The organism is Planctomycetaceae bacterium, from assembly GCA_041398785.1.
Lineage (GTDB): Bacteria > Planctomycetota > Planctomycetia > Planctomycetales > Planctomycetaceae > JAWKUA01.
In genome coordinates this window covers 105926-128212 of record JAWKUA010000020.1, presented here as the reverse complement: position 1 = coordinate 128212, position 22287 = coordinate 105926, and the positions used below count along the sequence as shown (strand labels likewise).

General features: G+C 59.9%; 18 protein-coding genes. 8 read left to right on the top strand and 10 right to left on the bottom strand.

Translation table 11 applies throughout. The annotated features are described in order from the left end of the window. Positions 1-144 precede the first annotated feature (144 nt). From R3C19_20970 to R3C19_20935, 8 genes are all read right to left on the bottom strand, one after another. Entirely contained in the window at positions 145-546 is a 402-nt protein-coding gene (locus tag R3C19_20970; GenBank protein MEZ6062823.1) for a sulfotransferase domain-containing protein, read from the bottom strand. Continuing rightward, positions 543-974 (bottom strand): sulfotransferase, encoded by a 432-nt coding sequence (locus R3C19_20965; protein ID MEZ6062822.1) that lies wholly within the window; start codon positions 972-974, stop codon positions 543-545. Before R3C19_20965 ends, R3C19_20970 begins: the two co-directional genes overlap by 4 nt. Positions 975-1293: 319 nt before the next feature. Continuing rightward, a complete protein-coding gene (locus R3C19_20960) occupies positions 1294-2559 on the bottom strand; it encodes a DegT/DnrJ/EryC1/StrS family aminotransferase (protein ID MEZ6062821.1) in 1266 nt (421 codons plus the stop codon). Continuing rightward, positions 2556-3143: a hypothetical protein gene (locus R3C19_20955; GenBank protein ID MEZ6062820.1), complete on the bottom strand. Its 588-nt coding sequence runs from the start codon at positions 3141-3143 to the stop codon at positions 2556-2558. The genes R3C19_20960 and R3C19_20955 overlap by 4 nt, the downstream gene beginning before the upstream one ends. Then, positions 3136-5253, bottom strand: a complete 2118-nt coding sequence (locus R3C19_20950) for a tetratricopeptide repeat protein (GenBank protein MEZ6062819.1) — start codon at positions 5251-5253, stop codon at positions 3136-3138. The genes R3C19_20955 and R3C19_20950 overlap by 8 nt, the downstream gene beginning before the upstream one ends. A 252-nt stretch (positions 5254-5505) precedes the next feature. After that, complete coding sequence (locus tag R3C19_20945; GenBank protein ID MEZ6062818.1) at positions 5506-6738, bottom strand: hypothetical protein; 1233 nt, start codon at positions 6736-6738, stop codon at positions 5506-5508. A gap of 22 nt (positions 6739-6760) precedes the next feature. Further along, entirely contained in the window at positions 6761-7507 is a 747-nt protein-coding gene (locus tag R3C19_20940; GenBank protein ID MEZ6062817.1) for a WbqC family protein, read from the bottom strand. A gap of 120 nt (positions 7508-7627) precedes the next feature. Continuing rightward, positions 7628-8035 (bottom strand): GNAT family N-acetyltransferase, encoded by a 408-nt coding sequence (locus R3C19_20935; GenBank protein ID MEZ6062816.1) that lies wholly within the window; start codon positions 8033-8035, stop codon positions 7628-7630. 396 nt (positions 8036-8431) lie between these two features. Between R3C19_20935 and R3C19_20930 the strand changes: the two genes are divergently transcribed. Together R3C19_20930 and R3C19_20925 are read left to right on the top strand one after the other, a co-directional pair. Further along, positions 8432-9499, top strand: coding sequence for an APC family permease (locus tag R3C19_20930; GenBank protein ID MEZ6062815.1), 1068 nt, complete (start codon positions 8432-8434; stop codon positions 9497-9499). After that, complete coding sequence (locus R3C19_20925) at positions 9453-9671, top strand: hypothetical protein (GenBank protein ID MEZ6062814.1); 219 nt, start codon at positions 9453-9455, stop codon at positions 9669-9671. Before R3C19_20930 ends, R3C19_20925 begins: the two co-directional genes overlap by 47 nt. A 133-nt stretch (positions 9672-9804) precedes the next feature. Here the strand turns inward: R3C19_20925 and R3C19_20920 are convergent, their stop codons facing one another. Beyond that, positions 9805-11961 (bottom strand): hypothetical protein, encoded by a 2157-nt coding sequence (locus R3C19_20920; GenBank protein MEZ6062813.1) that lies wholly within the window; start codon positions 11959-11961, stop codon positions 9805-9807. 760 nt (positions 11962-12721) lie between these two features. Here R3C19_20920 and R3C19_20915 point away from each other — a divergent pair. The 6 genes from R3C19_20915 to R3C19_20890 all read left to right on the top strand — a co-directional run bounded on the left by R3C19_20915 (position 12722) and on the right by R3C19_20890 (position 20418). After that, on the top strand, positions 12722-14638 hold the full coding sequence (locus tag R3C19_20915) for a plastocyanin/azurin family copper-binding protein (protein MEZ6062812.1): 1917 nt from the start codon (positions 12722-12724) through the stop codon (positions 14636-14638). Further along, complete coding sequence (gene kdsB / locus R3C19_20910; GenBank protein ID MEZ6062811.1) at positions 14635-15393, top strand: 3-deoxy-manno-octulosonate cytidylyltransferase; 759 nt, start codon at positions 14635-14637, stop codon at positions 15391-15393. Before R3C19_20915 ends, kdsB begins: the two co-directional genes overlap by 4 nt. A gap of 192 nt (positions 15394-15585) precedes the next feature. Further along, the gene (locus R3C19_20905) at positions 15586-17076 is read left to right on the top strand and encodes an AAA family ATPase (GenBank protein MEZ6062810.1); all 1491 of its coding nucleotides are present in this window, start codon (positions 15586-15588) and stop codon (positions 17074-17076) included. Between the two features lie 214 nt (positions 17077-17290). Continuing rightward, positions 17291-18325: a hypothetical protein gene (locus R3C19_20900; GenBank protein ID MEZ6062809.1), complete on the top strand. Its 1035-nt coding sequence runs from the start codon at positions 17291-17293 to the stop codon at positions 18323-18325. Next, the gene (locus tag R3C19_20895) at positions 18322-19422 is read left to right on the top strand and encodes an RluA family pseudouridine synthase (protein ID MEZ6062808.1); all 1101 of its coding nucleotides are present in this window, start codon (positions 18322-18324) and stop codon (positions 19420-19422) included. Before R3C19_20900 ends, R3C19_20895 begins: the two co-directional genes overlap by 4 nt. Positions 19423-19536: 114 nt before the next feature. Then, the gene (locus R3C19_20890; GenBank protein ID MEZ6062807.1) at positions 19537-20418 is read left to right on the top strand and encodes a fumarylacetoacetate hydrolase family protein; all 882 of its coding nucleotides are present in this window, start codon (positions 19537-19539) and stop codon (positions 20416-20418) included. 15 nt (positions 20419-20433) lie between these two features. On the opposite strand, the gene R3C19_20885 is transcribed toward R3C19_20890, so the two are convergent. After that, positions 20434-22044 carry a hypothetical protein gene (locus R3C19_20885; protein ID MEZ6062806.1) on the bottom strand — a complete coding sequence of 537 codons (1611 nt, stop codon included), beginning with the start codon at positions 22042-22044 and terminating at the stop codon, positions 20434-20436. Positions 22045-22287 lie beyond the last annotated feature (243 nt).

Genomic DNA, 22287 nt, shown 5'->3' with positions numbered 1-22287 from the left:
AGCGGCAGATGAGCTGTTACCGGCCCGCCAGCCGCGGTTGTGTCCACAGAGAACCGGGGCCAGCGCCCGGCGGGTAAGTTCTCATCTGCCGCACGCTCAATCGGGCCGCGTGAGTCCGGCCGCGATGTTCCTGAAGCACTTCCGTCACGCGGCGTTTCGAGAGTAGTCGAACCATTCGAAGAACTGACCGCAGCGGTCTTCCACCGTGGCAATTTCCGTCGGTGTGAGCACTTTTCGGAAGTTGCCGACACGGCTGGCGGAAAGATTCCGGCCCGTCACGTCGGTGACCCACGGTGAGTACATCGGGATTGACGAGGTGTCCTTCAGCTTCACATGTCCGGTGTCCAGCGGATCGGCGGGATCGATTTCGTCGAACGGAATGCCCGTGAACCCAGCCACTTCGGCCAGCATCTGCTTCGGGTCGGACACCAGTTTTTCATAATGCACAACCGCCAGGCGACGGCGAAATTCTTCCGATGTCTGATTAAACGATGGTGCATAGAACGACAGAAAGTGTTCGCACAGCATCGGAATGTCGCGTTTCACAAACGCGTAGTTTTGTCCCAGAGCCTTTGCTTCCGGCCGACTTCCACCATGGACGCGATGGCGTCTCGCGGATCACGAATCATGATGATGAAGATGGCTTCCGGAACGAGTTCGAACAGATCCGGCCAGAACAGTGTCAGATGCGGCTCCTTCAGCAGAAGATGTTCGCAGTTGCCGAGTCGGGACTGAGCGTACGACAAAAAGGCATGCACGACGCCCTGATTGAAGGAGCGCAGGCCCTGCAGGTCACCAAAGTAACTCGCGTGATTGCCGCTGAAGTTGTCGCGAGCCTGGCAGTAGCATTCCAGCAGTTGTCGCAGGTAGCTGGCTTCATAAACGTACGGATTTGTCGAAGGTAACTGACACAGCAACTGCTGCATGATCGACGTTCCCGTGCGCTGACTTCCGCCGATAAAGATGTAAGCCATGAGTACCAGTCTCCGTAGTTGAAGGCCGTTGGGTTGTAACGTTTCCGGTGAAGTGAAGTGGTGAAGACGTGCGGTGAAAAAGCCATCGTTCGCGATCGGGAGAATCGACGAGGTTACGGGCCGATCTCTGCTGGTCTGTCTGCGTTATTTGATGGTCGGGAATGTGCGATCGAACGTTCGGGCGGGTGAGGCTCCCGCCTAGCCGCCTCTGCAGCAGACGTCCTGTGGCATGCGCGGCTCGGCAGGAGTATCGCCCTTCCGAATCGCGCCCGATGGCAGTACTTCCCTCCCAACTCATCAAGACTTCGCTGACGCAGCACTACGCAGCCTCGCGCCTCTGCGGCGCCTGGTGTGCCGGATCGTCGGCATGTGAATACTGCAGCGCGCCGGACGCCGTCAGTCGTGTTCGAATCTCCGCGGAATTGCGCTCGGTGAATCGCACGACGTGAGCGATCTTCCAGATGTCCTGCTGATCGACGGCGCGACCGGTGGGAAACTGCAGCACGCTTTGCAGCAGGAGTTCCGTTACCGGCAGCGGAACCGGACAGTGACTCATGTCGTCGCGATACGGTGCTGCCCGATGACAGCCCGGCGAAAAATAGCTTCGCGCGAACGCGCCTTCGGCGCGCAGGATGGCCACGAGCTCGTTGCGACTCAGCCCGAATTCTGATTCGTCCACGGTTGCGACGGCGTATTGCGAATTGCCGCCGTCATCGGCGGTGCTGGCGGCAAGTCGGATGCCTCGACAATCGCGAAGTGCGGTTCGGTAGGTTTCGGCATTGGCTGCGTTCTGACAAACAAGCGACGGGAACACATCCAGAATCGTCAGGCCGACGGCTGCGGCAACTTCCGACAGTTTGCCGTTGATGCCTGCGTCATCGATTTCCGTCAGACCGGTGATACCAAAGTTTCTCAGCCGACGGCAGCGGTCCGCGAGTTCATCGCTGTTTGTCGTGATCACGCCGCCTTCCAGGGTATGAGCAATCTTGGTGGCATGGAAACTGAACGCTTCCGCGTCGCCGAAGGTTCCGAGACTGCGGCCGTTGATCCGGCATCCGAAGGCGTGGCTGGAATCAAACAGCAGTCGCAGGCGATGAGTGTCCGCGATGGCCTGCAGCCGGTCCGTGTGACACGGGTTGCCCCACACGTGGACACCCAGAATCGCAGTTGTGCGAGCCGTGATCGCCGCCACGACGGAGTCCGGATCGAGTGTGTGTGTGACGGGATCAACGTCGGCGAATATCGGCTTCAGGCCGATCCATTCCAGGGCATGCGGCGTGGCGATAAATGTCATCGACGGAACGATCACTTCCCCCGTCAGGTTACAGGCGCGTGCCATGATCTGAATGGCCGTCGTTCCATTGCAGACCGCGATGCAGTGGCGCACTTTCAGCATGTCGCACACGCGTGATTCGAATGCTCGCACCTGTGGTCCGTTGTTCGTCAGCCAGCCGCTGTCCATGACCGACTGGATCCTGCGCAGCAAATGGGACGTGTCCGGCAGGTTCGGCTGTCCGACGTGACGGCCGGTTTCGAACAGTGGTCTGCCGCCGAAGATTGCCAGTTGTTCAACTCGCTGCTTCATGCTGTGGGCCTTTCGTCATTGAGCGTTCCCGCTGCAAGGCACGGCACCGATGAACGGTCGCACCACACTTTGACCCGGCCCGGGGTCATCATCGCGAACCGCGATTCCTTCAGTGGCACCGAGTTTTCTTCGCAGCAGAAGTCTCGCATGTGAACAGGGTTGAAGACGACTCCGGACCAGATCGGACCGGACGGCTGACGGCCGTGATCGGACGCCCACAGCAGACGCCCCGTCAGCCAGGCATGAATCGTGCGGCGATTGGGCAACGGACCCTGTTCAGCAAGCGTCTGCCGCCGTCCGGCTTCGTCGACGCAGAACCGTACCTGTTCGAGTGCGACAAAATCTGCCATTCCCACCCGCTGACCGCAGGCGATTGCGAACACGCGGACTTTGTCATGTCGCAGGAAGACTCGCACAATCTTTCCGCGCCAGGTGTTGGTGATGACCGCGGGAGCAAGTGCTCGCCGCGAAACTTCCTGAATGTACAGCGCGTTGAGTTCGGCGACTTCCACCGGCACGTGCCACCTGGCGGTCGTCGAGGCGTTCGGCGTCGCGGCGTGCGAATCGTGAAGCAGGCTACTCATGAGGTGACTCCTGCACAGCGGGCGCAGACCGCCGATGCGTTTCTTCGTTTTCGGGTGACGAAAGGCGATCCACCATTTGTCGAAATGCAGCTTCGATGTCCGCCGCGAAGCGAGCGCCGTTGCAGACCGTCTGCAACATTTTCGGGCGAATGCCGCGTCGCAGATTCGTCAGACGTTCGTGGTCCCGCGCCAGTTCGGTCACCAGCCGCACGTAGTCATCGGCGGACTCGGCGACAAGTTCCGGAAGGCCGCAGTGGTGCATCATTGACGCCGTTGCCCGGCAGGCGCCGCGGTCGCCGGCGATTGTGGGAATCGGCACTCCCATCCACATCGATTCATAGGCCGTGGTTCCGCTGCCCCACGGAAAGACGTCCAGCAGAATGTCGATTCGCGAATACACTTCCAGATGGTTCGACGGCAACTCCCACGCAAAATCGACTCGTCGCAGATCAACGCCGGCTGCCTGCATTCGGCGACCAAGCTGTTGACGCACCGCCTCGTGCCGCAGGACGTCGCGAAACAAAAACAACTTCGCATCGGCTGTTTGTTGCAGCACACGGCTCCACACGGCCAGGCATTCGTCGGAGAACTTTTCCAGTCGGTGAGTTGACCCGAACGTAACAAAGCCGTTGCTGTCGAGCGGGCCGGACGACTCGGTCAGATCCGTTCTTCCGATTTCGAAACAGCAGGCTCCGCCGGGCAGAAAGAACAGCGTCTCCGTGAAGAATTCCGCTGAGGCTGACGATTCTCGTACGGCGTCCGTCAGAAAATAGTCGATGCGGCTCAAACCCGTGGAATTCGGATATCCCAGAAACGACACCTGGACCGGCGCCGGTTTCGCAGCCATCATCGCCAGGCGGTTTCCCGCCGTGTGTCCGGCCAGATCCACCAGCACGTCGATCCCGTCTTCAACGATCTGCGTGACCAGATCGCCGTCGGTCATCGGCGACGTGTGCCGCCACTGATCCGCATGCTGACGAACGGACTCAGTCGTGGAATCTTCCCGTTTTGTTTCGGAATAGCAGAAGACTTCGACGTCGCGGCGTGAGTGATTCTTCAACAGCGGCAGGAAGAATTTCATTGTGGCGTGGTTGCGAAAATCGGGCGACAGATAGCCGATTCGCAGTCGCTGATCGGAGAACTTGCGGCGCGAATGCCGGATGGCGGGAGTTGCCGCTTCGATGGCCCGGCCCCATTCGGCGTGATCGTCGATCAACTGCCTTCGGCTGAGGTTCGGGGACAGGCTGGCGCAATACAAACGATTGCTTTCGAAGCGGCGATTCGGCGCGTCCAGGCGGCAGGCCAGATCAAATGCTTCCTGAGCCTGCTGCCATTCGCCCAGAACCTGCAATGCCCGTCCGAGTCCATTCAGCGCGGTGGGCAGCCGGGGATTCCGTTCCACAGCGCGGCGGAAGTCAGCCAGTGCCGCCGGTATGTCGCCCTGATCCATGAAGACGTTGCCGCGATTCACGTAGCACTCTGCGCAGTCCGGCGCCAGCTCGACAGCTCGATTTAGGCTTTCCGCGGCGGCAGCCAGACTTCCCGAATCACGCTGCGCGACTCCCAGATTCAGATGGACGTGCATCGAATTCGGATTCAGCGCCTTCGCGCGAAGCAGAAACCGAATTGCCTGTTGCGGCTGACCGGATTCGATCAGTGCCGCGCCCAGGTTGCACTGTGCATCGAAGTTGTCCGGATGGCGTTCCACCGCCAGACTCAGCGCCTGCACGGCTTCGTCGGCCCGATTCTGCTTCAGGAGTGAATTTCCGAGCCGCTGCAGCGCGGCGGCGTGTCGCGGCTGGTGCTTTAGTGCTCCGCGACAGATCTGTTCCGCTTCCGAAGCGCGGTTCATCGCCAGCAGCACGGACGCCAGGTTCGCCTGAAAATCGGCCTGACTCGGACGCAGGCTCAGTGCATGACGGATGCAGATTTCCGCGTCGTTGTGTTTGTTGTGCTGGAAGGCGATCAGTCCGGACAAGTGCCAGGCGTCAGGGTTTTGAGGCTCGGCGTCGAGCACTTCCGAATACAGCCGCGCGGCTTCGGCGACATCGCCACTGCGATGCCGGCGAATCCCGTCGTTCAGTTTCTGTTGAACCTGCGCTGCCGCCACTGATCGTCCCTGATCCGGCTGAAAACCCGCATCTCCGCAGCCGTTTCAAGCCGCGCAATCGATATCGCCTCCCGCTGTTCATCGACGCGCCGGCGCGGTGAGTTTTTCTTTTCCCCGGAACTGGGGGAAAACGCCACGTGTGCGGACGCGGTTCAGTGCCGGTTTGAATCTTCCCGTGCGCCGTATTGGCCGGACGTCGGCGCGAACGGGAACTTGTGCGGCATGCCGTGCAGGACCACGGGAACTTGCGCGTCAGCTTCCACTTCGCTGCCAGTCGTCACAGGCATTGCAGATCGTTTCCAACTGCCGCGCATCGAGGTGTTCCGACAGCGGAATTGACAGCACGTGGCTTTCCAGCCAGACCGCGTCCGTCACGTCGAAATCATCCTGACGCTGCAGCAGGTACGGATGCGTCGGCCAGTGAATCGAACAGAACACGCCGCGCGACGCCAGATATGACCGCAGATCGTCGCGGTCCCGGCGACTGTCAAGCAGCCGATTGTGCAACAGAGGACAGTCGTCGCTGCGAAACTGAATCAATGGCCTTCCGACATTCACATGCTGCGAAAGAAATGTGTCGTTCGCATGTCGCTGCTGTCGCACGCGGTCCGTATCCGTCTGCAGCACCACCGCCAGCGACTGGCTGGAAATGTCCGCAATCGACCAGTCACGGTCGGTCATGTTCTCCGCTTCGCGCATGTCGCGCCAGTCGCGAGCCTGCAGTCGCAGCCACGCGTCAGTTCGTCGATCCGGCTCGTAAACCGGATTGAATCGGCCGCGGAGGAAGCCGCCGTCGGCTGTTCGGTAAGCCTTGCGCAGACTGCCGAACACATAGTCCGCCGTGCTGATGCCGTGTTCCAGCGGCAGGTGCGACGCATCCTCCAGCAGCGTCAGTCCTTCCACGGGATTCGGTGCCGCGCAGCGATGTCCGAAATAGTGGACGAACACCAGAGCCGACGCTTCGTCGACGGCAGCCGGAAAGCGGCAGCTCAGATCTCGATCGACGGGATAGAACTTCAGCGTCGAATCCGGAAAGCGCCGCTGCATCGCGGAAATCAGCGACCAGCAGACGAACGAAGGCAGATAAACGCATCTCGGTCGCACCACCTGCCCGATCAGCCAGGCGAACGCCGCACGGCCCGAACTGAAATACGTGGTCTCAGTGCGTTCCGGGGGCAGCCGCGACGCGATGGGCAGCGACGTCGGTCTCGCCTGCCACTGCGAATCGCAACCGTCGGATTGCGCAGTTCCGTTCGCAAGATTCGCCACGATCGTCTTCGCAGCGGTGATCAGACTTCCCGGTTCCGTATCGCGAAAGTCGCCGTGCAGTTCATGCAGCAGTCTGTCGCCGTCAAGAATTCGGTACCGGTACTGCCATTCCGAGTAGTACTGTGCGGAAGGCTCCGCGACGACGCGAAACCGCGGTTCCAGGTGCTGCTTCAAAAAGCAGCAGGTGTCGAGATCGGATTCGCTGCCGCGTGGCATGATTCGTTCCGTGACCAGAAGCCTACGCTGCCCGGCTGGCATGCACGGAGGTCAGCGTTTCGATGTCGTAGTCGTCAATCATCGCCCGCGTGCGTTCGCGACCGTTCCACATCAGCACGTCAATGATCGACAGTCCGGGAAGGAAGTCCGATTGGCCCTGATCGTAGCGCGGCAGCCGATGGTTCAGGATCTGCAGCGAGACTCCGGCCGCTTCAAACTGATCGACGTCAAAGATTCCGCGGCCGCCGGGCGGATTGACGTACCGTTCCGCGCCGAGCTGTCGTGACACTTCCAGAGCCCAGCCGCCCGGCGACGTGACCTCGATGTGCGACAGCGCCGTTTGCGAAAAGATCTCGGGCCGAAATTTTAATCCGACGAAACGACACGTTTCACTCTGGCACTGAACCAGTGTGTCGCACAGCGACCTTCCGCAGTTGTTCAGCGTCGCGGCCAGAAATGCGTGTGTTTCGTCGAAATACGGAGCACGCCGCAGACGGTAGCAGTCGAGATGCCGCAGCATGTCTTCGCGCCAGCCGGAATCTCCGGCGATCTGAACGTCACCGATCCGTCGACTGCGCGGACCTGAAGCCACCGGCACGCGGACGTACTTCCAGCCTGCAGCACCCGTCGACAGGACTCGATTACGATTCACCCAGCCGCGTCGAATGTACTGAGCCGTGTCAAACACAACCCAGCGATCCGTCGCGGCAATCAGCGCGAAGTAGCCGAGATACGGGAAGAAATAGGGCTGCATCATTCCGAGTCGCATGCGCGCTGGCCTCCTCGGAATGACGTCGACAACCGTTCGCCTGACGCGTGAGACGATCCTGGGGGCAGAAACCCGAAGCCGATGCCGATTCAGGATGACGTACCGGCTGATGTCGCCGAATCAGTGTTCGCTGCCGTCAAATATCCACATCGACCGTGTTTCCCCGGCCGGAACAAAGCCCAGCGATCGGAAGAATGCCTGAGCGTTCGAATCCGCGATCAGTACCTGCTGGTGGAATCCTTCGTATCGTTTCATCAGCCGCGACATCAGCTCTCGGCCGACACCCTGCTGGCGATATTCTGGATGGACCAGCACGTGAGAGTAGTACACGACCAGAAAACCATCGGAGAGCGAATTCGCCAGTCCGACAAGAGCTTCTCCGTCCCAGGCCGTTACCAGCGCGTGCGAATTCTTCAGGCCGCGAAGCAACTGTTCCGGCTTTTCGGCCGATGACCAGTGATTCGATCGGTACAGCGCCAGGACGGACTGTGCCGGAAGATCTGTCGTTTCGCGAAATTCGATCGTCAAAACGGGAATCCTTGTCACGTGGTTTCGAAATCGCACGGACCACGACGCAGATCGTTCTGCCGCGAGGTGCCGCAACTCGCCAGGCGAAGCGTAGCAGCAGGAACCGGTGCTGACACGTTTTGTCAGCGTTCGCGCCGTTGACGATCATCGACGAACCGACTACTGCTTTGGCAGATTTGTCAGAACGTGAATCTGTCGTTGAGCGTCATGCCCGCGCATGCGGGTCTCCAGTGTTCGACGCTCTGGATTCCTGCCTGCGCGGGAATGACACGCCCCTGTTCCTGGCGGCGAAGTAGCACTACTCTGCTTTCCGTACGATGCCGCTGAAACATCGAACCTGAAATGCCAGCAATGTCCCAGGACCCTCAGCAACCTGCCCTGAAAAGACAAATCGGAGTGCTTCACGCTGTTGCGCTCGGGCTGGGATCGATCTTCGGAACGGGAGTCTACTTCGGTATCCTCGAAGTTTCGCAGATCAGCGGATCCGCGATCCTGTGGTGCGTGGCCGCCGCGGGTTTGCTGGCCGCGTGCAACGCGTTAAGCAGTGCTCAGTTGGCGGCCGTTCATCCGGTCAGCGGCGGGACGTACGAATACGGATACCGGTTGTTGTCGCCGCGAATGGGGTTTGCCGCCGGATGGATGTTTCTGTGTGCCAAGTCTGCGTCCGCCGCGACAGCCACGCTGGCGATCGCTCAATACCTGACCGATGCCGCGAAACTTGCGACATCGCTGCACCTGCCGATCGCGTTCGGCGTGCTGCTGCTGATGGTCGCCGTCGTGTTGAGCGGAATTCGCCGCAGTGCGTGGCTGAACCTGTTGCTGGTGTTGCTGACTGTCGGCGGGCTGGGCGTTTTTTGCGTGGCCGTTTTTTCGACGCAGATTCCGGATGTGTCCGTCATGCTGCGACCTCCGCCGATCACCAGCCTGTCTGATCTGTTCCGGGCTTCGGCACTGATGTTTGTGGCGTACACGGGATACGGCCGAGTCGCGACGCTTGGTGAAGAAATCACTGAACCCGCTCGCAATATCCCGCGAGCCATCATCGGCACGCTGCTGTGTTCGCTGGTGGTTTACGGAATCGTCGCGGTTGCGGTGTTTTTTGCGTCTGCCGGATCAACTCATCCGGCGGCTGAATCGCTCGCTCTGCTGGCGGAGGGCACGGCGTCACGAACTGGCCTTGGCATCATCACGTTCGGCGCCGTGAGCGCCATGCTGGGAGTTCTGCTGAACCTGATTCTGGGACTGTCACGAGTCGTGCTGGCGATGGCGCGGCGCGGAGACCTTCCCGACAAATTCGGACAGGTAGCGTCCACCAATTCGCAACCGGTGCCCGCGATTCTGCTGGTGGGAGTCATCATCGGAAGCCTGATCGCGATCGGCAGTCCGGGACGGACATGGTCGCTGAGCGCCCTTCACGGTGCTGCTGTATTATGGCCTGACAAACCTCGCTGCGCTGCGGCTTGATGCTCCCGACCGGCGTTTTCCCCGCTGGATCGCGGTACTGGGTCTGGCCGGATGTTTGCTGCTGGCGTTCAGCGTCGATGTGAAGTCTCTGTTGTCCGGAGCCGCCATCCTGCTGGCGGGACTACTGTGGCAAACGATCACGTCGCCAGCAGTTCGTCATCGAGGAGAGTGACGGCGACGAAATCCGGAGTTCCGCTTTTGCGATCCCGACTCCTTCTTCGGTAAAGTCTGATGTCGCAAAATGTCGGGTCGCGCCTATCCGGTCAACAAAGACGCCGGACGCGTTTTTCTGGTCGCGGCCGGAATCAATGCTGTGAATTCTTCAAACGCACAGTGAGTTTGCCAGCGTGGCCCGGTTTGATTTCCACTTCGGCATACAGCTGTCTTTTTGGGTTCGTGAAGACAAGACGGCGCGGTGCATCCGGCGAAACGCAATTTACAGTAAAATGTTCGTCCTGGAGAAACACTTTGAGAACGGGATCGAGCGAGAGTCCTGTCACCACGACTTCTCGCGCGGGTTTGCCGTCCGGATCCAGAACAATTCCCTGTATGTCCCGGCCGCGCACGACCTGCAAGTCCTGCGTTAACGAGTCTGCTGCGTCCGGCGCGGCCAGCAGCGAATCGGGTGGATCAATCAGTGCGAGGGCTTTGCAGCCCGAAGTATCCATGCTGAACGCACCGCGACCGGAATCGATATGGAAGAGGCTTTCGGTATTGATCCACTCCTCCGTGTTCGCACCCGCGAGCACGTCGTCGAGACGCTTCAGATCGATGCGTGGTGACGTGAAGATTTCCTTCCGAGCGAACCACGCGGCCTGGGAGAGATAATGTCTGTCGCGCACCAGAAGGATCCCTGGGCCGGGAAGCACCTGCAGTTCGTACGTTCCGTCCGCGGCGATCGGCACGGACGAACGAGGAATCGCATTGAAGTTTGAGCCTTGGTTGAGTTGCTGTCGTTCGAGATGCTTGTTCGGAAACAATGGGTTGTATTCAACCGTGCCTTTGAACGGTTCACCGGTGTCTCTGTCCGTCACCCGACCACGAGCGGTAATCCCTTTCGGAAGATCAATATCGTATTCAAGGAGCCCGGTCCCGGGTGCGTCCGGTATTGGCACCGCAATGTTGAAATACTGTCCCGAAGTCGTGTCTAACCGGACCTGATACTCATTCTGCTTAGGGTAGCCGGAGATTGTGTAGCGTCCGTCCGCACCAGTTGTCGCGGGAATGCCGTCTCCGTCCAGTTGAACACCGGCAACTGGCTTGTGAGTTTCGCGATCGCGGACAATTCCCGTGAGCGTACGGGCTGGGCGTCCGGTGTGGCTGAAGCGCGCGAAGTATTGATGCAGATCTGGCTCCGACGCACGTCCGAAACCGCCGGCCCCTCCCGCCAGCATTCCCGAAGTCTCACGCTCGATCTCAGCGTTCGGCGCAGAGACGCGCAAAAAGCCGTTGCGCGTCACCACAACGATTGTTTCCGACGGAATTGAGGGACCCGCGATGAGCAGATGTACGATTCGATCGGCTCCGATTCCGTTCAGGACAAAACGACCGTCCTCATCTGTCACCGCATTCGGCTGACCGAAGCGCCTATCCACTTTCCCGACAGCCGGTAACCCGGGCGCCAAGGTCGACCGCCGGTCGAAGAACGAATACCGAGAGCCCCCGGAGCGAACTTCAGCAATATAGTCGTCCAGTGGCGGTTCACCGGGCGGGCGAACGAACAACACATGAACGGCGGTCTCCGCGGCGGGCTGGCCGTCCGACGTCAGCATGCGGCCGATGATCGGCAAATCCCTGACCGTTTCAATCGTTACGCCGGTAAGGCTCTGTTTGTCAGCCCTCGCGGTAAGGGGTGACAGACCGAAGCCAAATCCTTCGGCCGTCGCGGCAAGTTGAGGCGGCGACGGATTCGTGACAGCGTTCCACTCGGCACGATTCACCTCAAGCCGGAAATCACCTGTTGAGTCCGTTGAGGCAACCTCAATCCATTCATTCCAGCCTAATTCCGCGCCAGACTTATGTTCTCGCCGAAGGTGTTCGTCGACCAGCGCGCCGACGAAGACGCGCTGCAACCAGATTTGGGCTTTTGCCAGTGGTTTTCCGTCTGGGGCGAGCACGCGTCCGCCGGCCGTGATTACACCAGCGTCTCGGTTGGCGATTCCCTTTGCGTCCGGTTGGTCGGAAACCGGACTCCCTGCCTGTTGCTGCGCTGCGGCGCCGCCAATTTCCGTGACGCTATTGAGGAGCAACACGGCAGCCGCAGTTAGGCAGATCAGCCGCCCAGTTTCGCTAATCGAAACCTGGACAAGAGATTGCGGTCCATCCGTCCGGTTCGCGGGTAATTGCCTGCTTGTGTTTTCGTACGTGTCTCTGCGGGGCGCGTTTCGGAAAATCGAAGCTGTGGCCCGGCGTCGGTGAGAAGCATCACGATCGTCTGAGGTCTTAACCGGGTTCGCAGTCATTTCTTCAACCTCTTCTGGACGACTTGTACGATCAAGCAGCTGTCGGTGACTTTGTTCGAAACCGTAACCGCTGCCGGATGGTCAGCCGAAGACTCAGGGAATTGTTTACGGACGATTGTGTAAAGCTGGTGCTCCGCGATTCGGGCCACGTGCGGCGTAGATCCCCACATGATCGTCACCATACCACAAACGGCCCGTCATCCCTTCCGCTGTGTGCCGTTTTCCAAACGCGCCTGCGAACTGACGTCGCGCAGCTCGCGGAGGAGCGAATTCGCGTGCGAAACGGAACTCGGATGCGACCGGTTTCACGGTCGGTGGCTAACGCTCATTCCAGAGTTTTCTTCGCACTGGACAGGAAACGCCCTGGAACGGCCCTGCCAGACGTGACCGCTGCCTTTGTCGCGCCGATGGCAACATCGAATCATCCTTGTGGACGACGTCATTGCGGCCATTGCCCCGGCTCGGGACGTCGTCGGCGAACCAACGCGTGTGCCCTGGATGTTCGTGGCATTCCCGAACTCGAACCGCGCTCAATCAGCCTGTGAAGGAAAATGTCTGTTCCTGCGATTCCCGATATGCGTTGAGACTCCGTGAGTCCTCGGATCGATGGCCTTTTTTGACAGGAATTTGGCCGCGGACGCCGTTAGGATTCCTCCCGCTCTGTGCATAAGAATTCCAGCCCGACGCGATCTGTTCCCGCCTTCCGCAAAGTTACTGTTCGATGCCTGCCGAGACACGTTTCCCTTCTTTCAGAGCTGCGATGGTTCCGATCCTGTTCGGTGCAGGTTTGATCGTTCAGCCGACTGTGTTTGCTCAGCAGCACGAACACGGCGACGTCGGCGGGGACGTGGACCATCATCATCACGACCACGGTGATCCGCCGGTCGAGCGTCCGCGGGTGTTTCTCGACAAGAGTCCGCGAATTGTCGAATACCAGCTCAAGCGATTGAGTAACGCTCAGTTGCTGCTCGTTGAGCGGGCGACCGATGATCCTCGTTACATACCCGTCTATCGGGCAATTTTGGTGCGGCCGGGACTCGCCGTGGGAATGCGTGAAGAAGCCGCCGACGCGCTCGCAATAATGCAGGAATCCTCCGTTACGGACGTTCTGCTGTCGGCTGTCGAATCGCTCGATCCACAGAACGGCGACGAAAAACGTGTCGCGGGCCAGTTATCGCAAATGCTGCTGAAGCATCCGGCCGCGGAACTGAGTGCCATGCAGCAGCGACTGGCGCAGGCGGCGGTATCGAACAACGAATTGGCGCGAGTGACCGGCATGGCGGGTCTGATCGCGGCCGGCAATCTGTCCGAATCCAACTCACTGGCAGGCCGCGATCCGGCCGCGCGGGAATCGTGGCTGAATGCAGTGACGCTGATTCCCGACAACCGGCCGCTGAGAGATTCCGTTTTGCCGTTTCTGGACGATGCACAACCCGAATCCATCCGTCGCGCGGCAATCAATGCTGTTGTCGCCATTCCGGAGAATCGCGGTGACACGTTTCAGCGACTGGCGGTATTTGTCAGCAATCCGACTCTGCGAACGCCTGCTGTTCGCGGGCTACTGAAACTTCCGAAGGACGCTCGCGATGCCGACGTCGCGAACACGGTCGTCCGCACGCTGGTGACATTCGCGGAAACAACGCCGGCCGCAGAACGCACGTCCGCTGAATTCATCGACGCCATGGATCTGGCAGACCAGTTACTGACCGAAATTCCGCCGGAACTGGCGAAGCCATACCGCGAACGTCTGCGAGCCGTCACCGTTCGCGTTGTTCGCATTCAGACGGTCGAAGAGGAGATGCGTTACGACACAACCGTGTTCGCCGTGGAAGCGGGCCGTCCCGTGCAGATCGTGCTGTTCAACGAAGACCTGATGCCGCACAACTTTGTCATTACGCGTCCGGACACCATGAAGGACGTCGCACTTGCCGGCGCGGCCCTGGGCACCAATCCGGGACTCAACGGACAACTCTACGTTCCCGATACTCCGGACGTGATGTATGCCATGAAGATGGTCAACGCCGGTCAGCACGAGAGCCTGACATTCACGGCTCCTGACGAACCGGGCGAATATCCCTACGTCTGCACATTTCCGCGGCACTGGATGCGAATGTACGGCGTGATGATCGTGGTGACGGATCTCGACGAATGGCTGAGGAACCCGACGATTCCCAAAGATCCGCTGGGCAACAATCGATCATTCGTGAAGAACTGGACGATCGACGATATGCCGGCGGATCTGACCGACGTGCTGCGCGGTCGCAGTCCGGAAATCGGCGCGAAGCTGTTTCGCGACGCAACGTGCCTGGGCTGCCACAAACTGAACAGCGAAGGCGGGGCCGTCGGCCCGGAACTCACCGATGTTCTGAAGCGCTGGAAAGGCGATCGGCGCGGAATCCTTCGCGAGATACTGGAACCGTCATACCGGATCGACCCGAAGTACGCGGTCCGAGTTGTGATTAAGCTGGATGGAACGACCGTGTCCGGCCTGTTGAAAGCGGAAGACAGCAACTCGATTTCGCTGCTGGTCAATCCGGAAGTGCCGGAGCCGGTCACGATCAACAGGGACGATATCGACGAAATTGTTCAGTCATCCGTTTCCATGATGCCCAAAGCGCTGCTGGATAAGTTTTCTCAGGATGAAATCATGGAAATTCTCAGCTATATCACGCCATGAAGACCGTCGGCATCATTCCCGCCAGGCTGCAGTCGACGCGACTGCCGCGCAAGCTGCTGCTTTCAGAAACCGGTCGTCCGCTGATCGAATACGTCTGGCGAATCGCCACGGAATGCAGCGTTCTGGACGACGTGATCGTGGCCACGGACAGCGACGAGATTGCCCGCGTCGTCAGGGAATTCGGCGGCCGAGCGGAAATGACGGGCGATCATCCCAGCGGCACGGATCGCATTGCCGAAGTGGTCCGGCGATGTTGCGACGACGCGGAAATCGTTGTCAACCTGCAGGGAGACGAACCGGAACTGTCACCGGTTGTCGTCTCCGAACTGCACGCGGCGCTGATGTCGTCGGACTGCGAAATGGCGACCGTCGCCACACCGATCACAGAATCGTCCGTTGTTCGCGATCCGGGGTGCGTGAAGGTGGTTGTCAGCGACTCGGGTCAGGCGATGTATTTCAGCCGCTCGCCGATTCCATTCTCCCGCGATGTTTCGATTGACGAAGTTCTGTCCGGCGAAACCGCGTCTCCCTGGCTGCTGCACATCGGCTTGTACGCGTATCGCCGGGACTTTCTGCTGCGTCTGACAACCATGCCGCCTTCGTCGCTGGAACTGCTGGAACGGCTGGAACAGCTGCGAGCACTGCAGTCCGGTGCTCGCATCGCCGTGGCGGTGACTCAGCATGCGTCGTCTGGAATTGATACGCCGCAGGACTACGCCGCATTCGTCCGGCGGCAGGCGCTTCGCAGTCAGTGAATCGCACGAGCCTGGTCGATTGGCGTTCCTGTCGCCGGTATCTGTTCCACGCTCGGCGGCGGGGTCGCGCTGCGGGATTGCGACACAGGATGACAGAATGCTTAGTCCCGATCCGTTTGCGGTTCCATTCTGCGAAACGCTACGCTGCGTGACCATGCGATTCGATTCGAAAGGCGCCAGAGGCTGATCAGAATGCTGAATGAACTGCTTTCGCTGATCAACAGCCGGCACACGCTGATCAGCCTGGCCAGCACCGACGAAGCGACGGAATTTGAGACCATCAGCGAGATTGCGAAGGAACTCGATCGCAACCTTTTTGACTGGTCCCTGTCGCGCGGCATCGAAGTTTACTCGCCGGTTACTCCGGAACCCGCTCCCATCGCCGGGACGGAAAAGCCCGAGCGAGCCTTGCAGCACCTGCTTCGGCAGAAACGTCCTCTTGTGGGCTGTTTCCGGGGACTCGCGCCGTTTACGACTCAGCCGCTGGTGCGTCGTCTGCTGGCGGACTTTGTCGCCGAGACCGACGGAGAACGAGCCTGCCTGATTCTGCTGGACGAAGAATCGCTGCATCCGCGAGTGCGGCGACTGGCGGTGCCGTGGCGTCCGGGGCTTCCGAATTCCGACGAACTCAACGCCATAGTGAAGTCGACGTACCAGCGACTGAAACGGTCGCTCAGCGGTGACGTGTCCGCCGAACTGAAGAAGTCCGAATTCGAACAGCTCGTGCTGAACCTTCGCGGACTTACGCGGTCCGAAGCTGTCCAGGTGGTCGAGTCCATCATTCTGGACGATCAGACACTGAACACCAGCGACCTGCAGCGGGTGATTGATGCCAAGCGGCGACTGCTGGAAAGCGCAGGTTCGCTGGAATCGATGACGATCGACTTTGATATCAGCGAAGTCGGCGGCCTGCACGGCCTGAAGAAATGGCTGGCTCAGCGTCGCGGCGGATTTACAGAAAAGGCGCGACAATTTGGCATCCAGCCGCCTCGCGGAGTTCTGATGCTTGGCGTTCCGGGCTGCGGCAAGAGTCTGTGTGCAAAAGCCGTTGCGGCCGACTGGCAAATGCCGCTGCTGCGGCTTGATCCCGGCGTGCTGTATCAGAAGTATGTCGGCGAAAGTGAGAACCAGTTGCGGCAGGCGATCCAGCAGGCCGAAGCGATGGCTCCCGTCGTGCTGTGGATCGACGAAATTGAGAAAGCGTTTGCGTCGGCGGCGACATCATCCGCGGACGGCGGCCTTTCCCAGCGAATGTTCGGAACACTGCTGTCATGGATGCAGGATCATCGCGAACCCATCTTCATCGTTGCAACGGCCAACGACATTTCGGCACTGCCGCCGGAACTGATGCGAAAGGGGCGATTCGACGAAGTTTTCTTCATCGATCTTCCCGGCGTCGACGCGCGCAGGCAGATTTTTTCGATCCATCTGAAACGCCGCGGCCGGGATCACAGTCAATTCCATCTGGACGAGCTGACCGACGCGTCAAAGGATCTGACAGGATCGGAAATCGAACAGGCCATCGTTTCCGGGCTGTTTCGAGCATTCGCCGCGGACCGTGAACTGACGACGGACGACATCCTTGCAGCCGTCGCGGAAACCAGGCCGCTGTCGGTTCTGATGGCCGAGCGGATCGAATCCCTGCGCGCGTGGGCATTGAACCGCTGCGTTCCGGCGGACTGATACGCGCCGCGCTGCGCCGATGCGGAATTCGAAACGCCGCGGGCCGCGCGTTCGGGCAGTTTCCGACACCCGAATTCCATGCCCGCGACCCAGCTTGACCGGATTTCCCCGGCGTTCCTATACTTCGCCTTTGGCCGGAAACCGGGTAGCGGAAACGAGTTCCGTTCAGGTTTCCCCGCCGGGATCAGTCTCACACGGAAAGATGTCCCAGGACATGTCGGACAAACATTACAGCCATCATCACGACCAGACCCAGCTTGAACTCGCGCTCCGTCGAACGAAACCGTTTTTTGAGCAGTATGGAACCGCCTTGATTTATTCGGTCGCGGCGGTTCTGGCGATCGCTGCCATCGTCGTTTTTGTGCAACGGATGCAGCCGGAGAACGCTGATGCTTCGCGGGAATTGATGGCGGCGGTATCGCCGTCATCCAGCAGCAACACGTCTCAGCCGGAATTGTTTCGCGACGTGGCCGACAACTTTCCCGGAACGGAAATCGCAACGTGGGCGAGACTGCGACAGGCAGACCGGCTGCTGGATACCGCGATCAGCATGATGTTCACGGACAGGCAGGCGTCGATCGAAGAACTGGATAACGCGCAGACCGCCTACAAGCGACTGGCCGACAGCGGCGATACCGACGCTGCCATTCGCGAACGTGTGCTGATTGGACAGGCACGACTGGCGGAAGCTCGCTGCGACGGAACACCGGAATCCACAACTGCCGCTGTCGAAGCCTGGAAAACGCTGCTGAATCAGTTTCCCGACGGAATGCTGAAGAAGCACGCCGAATCCAGAATCGAACGGCTCGGGAAGAAGGAAACGCAGGAATTCTATGCCTGGTTTCATAAGCAGAATCCCAAGCCGGGAGACGCTCTTCGAACCCCCGCCGACGGTCCCGGACTCGTTCCCGACATCCCCGAGTTTCCGTCGCTGTTGACTCCATCGGGTGGCATATCCGGCATGGAGAAAGAATCAACCGACCAGCCCGCTCCCGCGCCAGACACGGCCACCGCGCCGGAAGGGACTGCGCCGGAAGTCAAGACTCCGGAAACTGGCTCGACCGAAGACGCGAACCCGGCAGACTCACCGAATGACGAATCGTCTTCGCCCGAAGTCACGCCGGGCGACGAACCCGCAGACGAATCGGTACCCGATAAAGAAGCGGCCGTTGACCCGCCTGCATCGGACGAAGCCGTTCAGTCCGCAACGGAGACTCCGCAGGACGAGAAGGCTCCGTCGAACGAATGACGTTGCCGGGCGAATTGCCGCGTTCCCGGCAGCCAGCCGACGGCGACGCGCCTGATGCTGACGGGAATTCCATCGACACTGACGACGAACAGCAGTTGCCTTCGAACATTGCCGGCGAAGCGGTCGATCTGACCGTTGAATCCAGGGCTCACGGGTGGCGGCTGGATCACTATCTCAGCCGTCTGTTCGCCAATCACAGCCGGGCCGAGCTTCAGCGCGCGATTGAAGCGGGCCATGTTCTATTGAACGGCCTGACTGCCCGGCCGTCGCGCCGGCTGCGAGTGAATGACCGCATCACGCTGCGGCTGCCCGAAGCAGAAAGCCGCCAGTTCAAACCGGAAAACATTCCGATCGACGTGCTGTACGAAGACGACGCGATCGTTGTGATCAACAAATCGGCCGGCATGGTGGTCCATCCGGGTCGAGGCACGTATTCGGGCACTCTGGCGGCTGCTTTACAATTCCATTTCGATCAACTCAGCGATGTCGCCGGCCGTCATCGACCGGGGATCGTGCATCGGCTGGATCGCGACACAACGGGAGTGATTCTGGTCGCGAAGGACAACCAGATTCATCAGCGACTCAGCCGGCAGTTTGAGAATCGAGAGGTGGCCAAGGAATATCGGGCCATTGTTCGGGGCCATCCCGAACTGAACTCCGACTTCATTCGCACCTATGTCTGCGTGCATCCGCGAATCCGCGAAAAGATGACTGTCTGTTCCGAAGGCGGCAACGCCCGCGAAGCTGTGACGTTTTACAAAGTGGCCGAAGCGTTTTCAGGCTATTCGCTGATGGAGCTGCATCCGCACACGGGACGGACGCATCAGCTTCGTGTTCACATGCAACACATCGGAACTCCGATCATCGCCGACAAACTGTACATCGGCGAATCACGCCTGACGCGCCGCGATCTGGCCGGTGCGAATCAGGCGGATGCATCGTCGCCGGGGCCGGACGACGATGTCCTGATTGAACGGCAGGCACTGCACGCGTTTCGGCTGACAATTCAGCATCCGGTCAGTGGAAAACCGCTGACGATTGAAGCACCATACCCGCCGGATTTTGTTCGCACGCTCAACGCGCTGCGGCAGGTGTGACGTCCGGTTGACGGGCAGGCCTCCCAACCTTCTGTGGTGCTGTCCCTGACGGTTCACCAATCGGGCGAAGGGAATTCATTTCGTTACTTCGACGCAGACAGGACACGGTATCCCGTGAGACTTGCAAAAATTCGAACTGCTGACGGGACTCCGCATGTTGCGGCCGTCCATGCTGAAACGGTTCAGCCGCTCGACCTGTCGCAGATTGATAACTGCCATTCGCTGGCCGACATCCTGCACTCCAATGATCCCGGCGGGCTGGCCAGGTTTCTGTTGCGGCCGGACACGAAGCCCCTCCCGCATTCGGACGTCACATTCTCCGCTCCGATCGATCAACAGGAAGTCTGGGCAGCGGGTGTGACCTATAAGCGAAGTCAGGTGGCTCGCATGGAGGAATCCGAAAGCGGTGCGTCGCACTACGACAAGGTGTACACAGCCGATCGTCCGGAACTGTTCATGAAGGCGACACCTTCGCGTGTCTCCGGACCGGGTCAGCCTCTGCGAGTTCGATACGACAGCGACTGGTCCGTGCCGGAACCGGAATTCACACTCGTCATCAACCCGGCCGGCGCGATCGTGGGCTATACCATTGGCAACGACATGTCGGCTCGCGATATCGAAGGCGAGAATCCGCTGTATCTTCCACAGGCCAAGGTTTATCGACAGTGCGCCGGTCTGGGGCCCTGTGTGCTGATCGCTGACGAACCGCTTGATCCAGCCGCGACGACGATTCAACTGTCGATCGTCCGAAGCGGACAGGAAGTGTTTTCCGGATCAACGGATTTGTCACAGATGGCTCGCAGGTTCGACGATCTGGCGAAGTGGCTGTTCCGTGAGAGCGATTTTCCCCATGGAGCGATGCTGATGACCGGGACAGGCATCGTGCCGGACGATGACTTCACGCTGCATGACGGAGATACCGTGTCGATTGCAATCCACGGTATCGGAACTCTGACCAATCCGATCGTCAGAAGTGCCGCAGACGCTGCAACATAGCCCCGGGTTCGGTGCCTATCGCACCTGGAATTCCAGGGTTCCCACAGTTTCTCGCTGAGTCACCTGGTCACGCAGCCGCAGGCGGATTTCATAGCGAGACGCCCACAGATGCGCGGGGATCGTCAGTTCGAAGCTTTGGTAATAGTCCCGCCGCTGAGTCGCTGTCTGGTCTTCGATGTCGTTCAGCGCAATGGTTTCAATGGGTTCGTCATCGCCTTTGCGAAACACCTGCAACAGCGCGGAAAACCGAGTGGCATACATGCCTCCGGGACGTAATTCACTGCCCACGTTTTCCAGTTCCGCATAGATCAGCACGGGCTGGCCAGGATCGAAATCGGAAGACGGAAATTCTTCAATCCGTCCAAAACCATCAATGCGGCTGCAGAAGTCCAGTCGACGAATCACCAGCGACGACAGCGATTGCGCGTGGCCGACCGCGGAATTCAGTTGTCCGATGACGACAGCCAGATGGTCTTCGCGCGACATGCCGGTTTCCCGGGTGCGGTACTGCGACAGACCCAGGACGAGTTCCTGCCAGAAATCCTGTTCCGACGGTGGCAGGCTTCCCACGGCTTCAATGGCGGCGCCTGGCTGGTTTGCGATCAGATACAGCAGCCGCAGATCGATCTCCGCCTGCCGGTAGCGAACTGGTTCCGTCGGCGATCCATCTGCCATGCGCGGCCACGCCTGCAACTGTAACCGCTTTCGCTCAATCAGCTCCGCCAGCAGTGCCGGCGCTGCGGATTCGGCTGCCGGCGCGATGGCCGAAGCATTCACGTCGCCTCCGACAACGTCCGCGACGTCGGCAGTCTGAACGGGCAGCTCCGGTGCCGTGTCGCGATCTCGCAGGATGCTCCAGGGAGTCGGCAGTTTCTGAAACGGTCGACGAAAAAGCTGCCGGGAGTTTGATTCAATCGGATCATAGATTCCGCGCAGGCGGTCCAGCATCGTTGGCTGATTCACCGGTGACGTGTTCGCGGCCGGAATTTCGTTCGGCGGCAGTTTCAGATCGCCGTTGCTGTCGTCTCGCTCTGTTGGAAGTGTGTTCGCCGGCACAACAATCGGTGGTGTTGTTACCAACGGCGGTTCAGCAGGGAAATCGCCCGCAGTGAACCCGGTCTGCTGACGGGCCGCATCCGTCGCGAGAGCCGCCGGACTTTCGTAGTTGTCACTTGCAGGCGTCGCGACGACGACGCGCGCGTCCATGGTTTCCGGCAGGTCGTCGAGAACGGTTCCCTGTGACATCTCATTGGCGGACTGTTCGTTCAGGAACCGGCGAATGGCAGCAGCGTCGAATTTCACGCGCCCGCCGGACGGAACGCCTGCTTTGGAGTTGAGTTCGCTAAGGGCGTGTCCACCGAACGGCGGACCGCTGGAAATGACAGGAAGTCCGGCGCCCCGGCGTCGCGGCGAAGCCTGTGCGGAGAAGTCCGGCTGCTGCAAATTGGCGGTCGGAACAACCGGCTGTGGCGAAACGAACGAGTTCTGCCCCGGATAACGCGCCGGGACTGCGTTGTCAGCGTACAGCGAATCGGCGGAGTCGTCCGTGAAACCGGTCGCTGCGGAATCCTGCTGTCGTACGGTGGAGGACTCCGCCGATGTGGCGACGTCGCCTCTGTTGAACACTGAACGGTCCAGGGTGCGACAGCCGCAGAAAATCATCAGCGTCGCCACCGCGCAGCACACAGCCTGCGCTTTGATGCAACGGCTGATTTTTGCGCGACGTGAACGCATCAGGTTTTCGCTTCCCTGCTCAACCCTGGCTTCATTCCGATGGCCCTGCCCGTTCGCGTCAATTGCGATCGGGACAACGACCGGCACCGCGTGTCAGCGGCAAAAACGAGCGGCGAAATGGGCTACAAAAGCCGC

Bases quoted from the DNA above. Each gene is read 5' to 3' on its own strand.
- R3C19_20940 (MEZ6062817.1), bottom strand. From the start codon at position 7,507: ATGCGACTCGGAATGATGCAGCCCTATTTCTTCCCGTATCTCGGCTAC.
- R3C19_20905 (MEZ6062810.1), top strand. From the start codon at position 15,586: ATGCTGAATGAACTGCTTTCGCTGATCAACAGCCGGCACACGCTGATC.
- kdsB (MEZ6062811.1), top strand. From the start codon at position 14,635: ATGAAGACCGTCGGCATCATTCCCGCCAGGCTGCAGTCGACGCGACTG.
- R3C19_20960 (MEZ6062821.1), bottom strand. From the start codon at position 2,559: ATGAAGCAGCGAGTTGAACAACTGGCAATCTTCGGCGGCAGACCACTG.
- R3C19_20945 (MEZ6062818.1), bottom strand. From the start codon at position 6,738: ATGCCACGCGGCAGCGAATCCGATCTCGACACCTGCTGCTTTTTGAAG.
- R3C19_20955 (MEZ6062820.1), bottom strand. From the start codon at position 3,143: ATGAGTAGCCTGCTTCACGATTCGCACGCCGCGACGCCGAACGCCTCG.
- R3C19_20920 (MEZ6062813.1), bottom strand. From the start codon at position 11,961: ATGACTGCGAACCCGGTTAAGACCTCAGACGATCGTGATGCTTCTCAC.
- R3C19_20895 (MEZ6062808.1), top strand. From the start codon at position 18,322: ATGACGTTGCCGGGCGAATTGCCGCGTTCCCGGCAGCCAGCCGACGGC.
- R3C19_20915 (MEZ6062812.1), top strand. From the start codon at position 12,722: ATGGTTCCGATCCTGTTCGGTGCAGGTTTGATCGTTCAGCCGACTGTG.
- R3C19_20900 (MEZ6062809.1), top strand. From the start codon at position 17,291: ATGTCGGACAAACATTACAGCCATCATCACGACCAGACCCAGCTTGAA.
- R3C19_20965 (MEZ6062822.1), bottom strand. From the start codon at position 974: ATGGCTTACATCTTTATCGGCGGAAGTCAGCGCACGGGAACGTCGATC.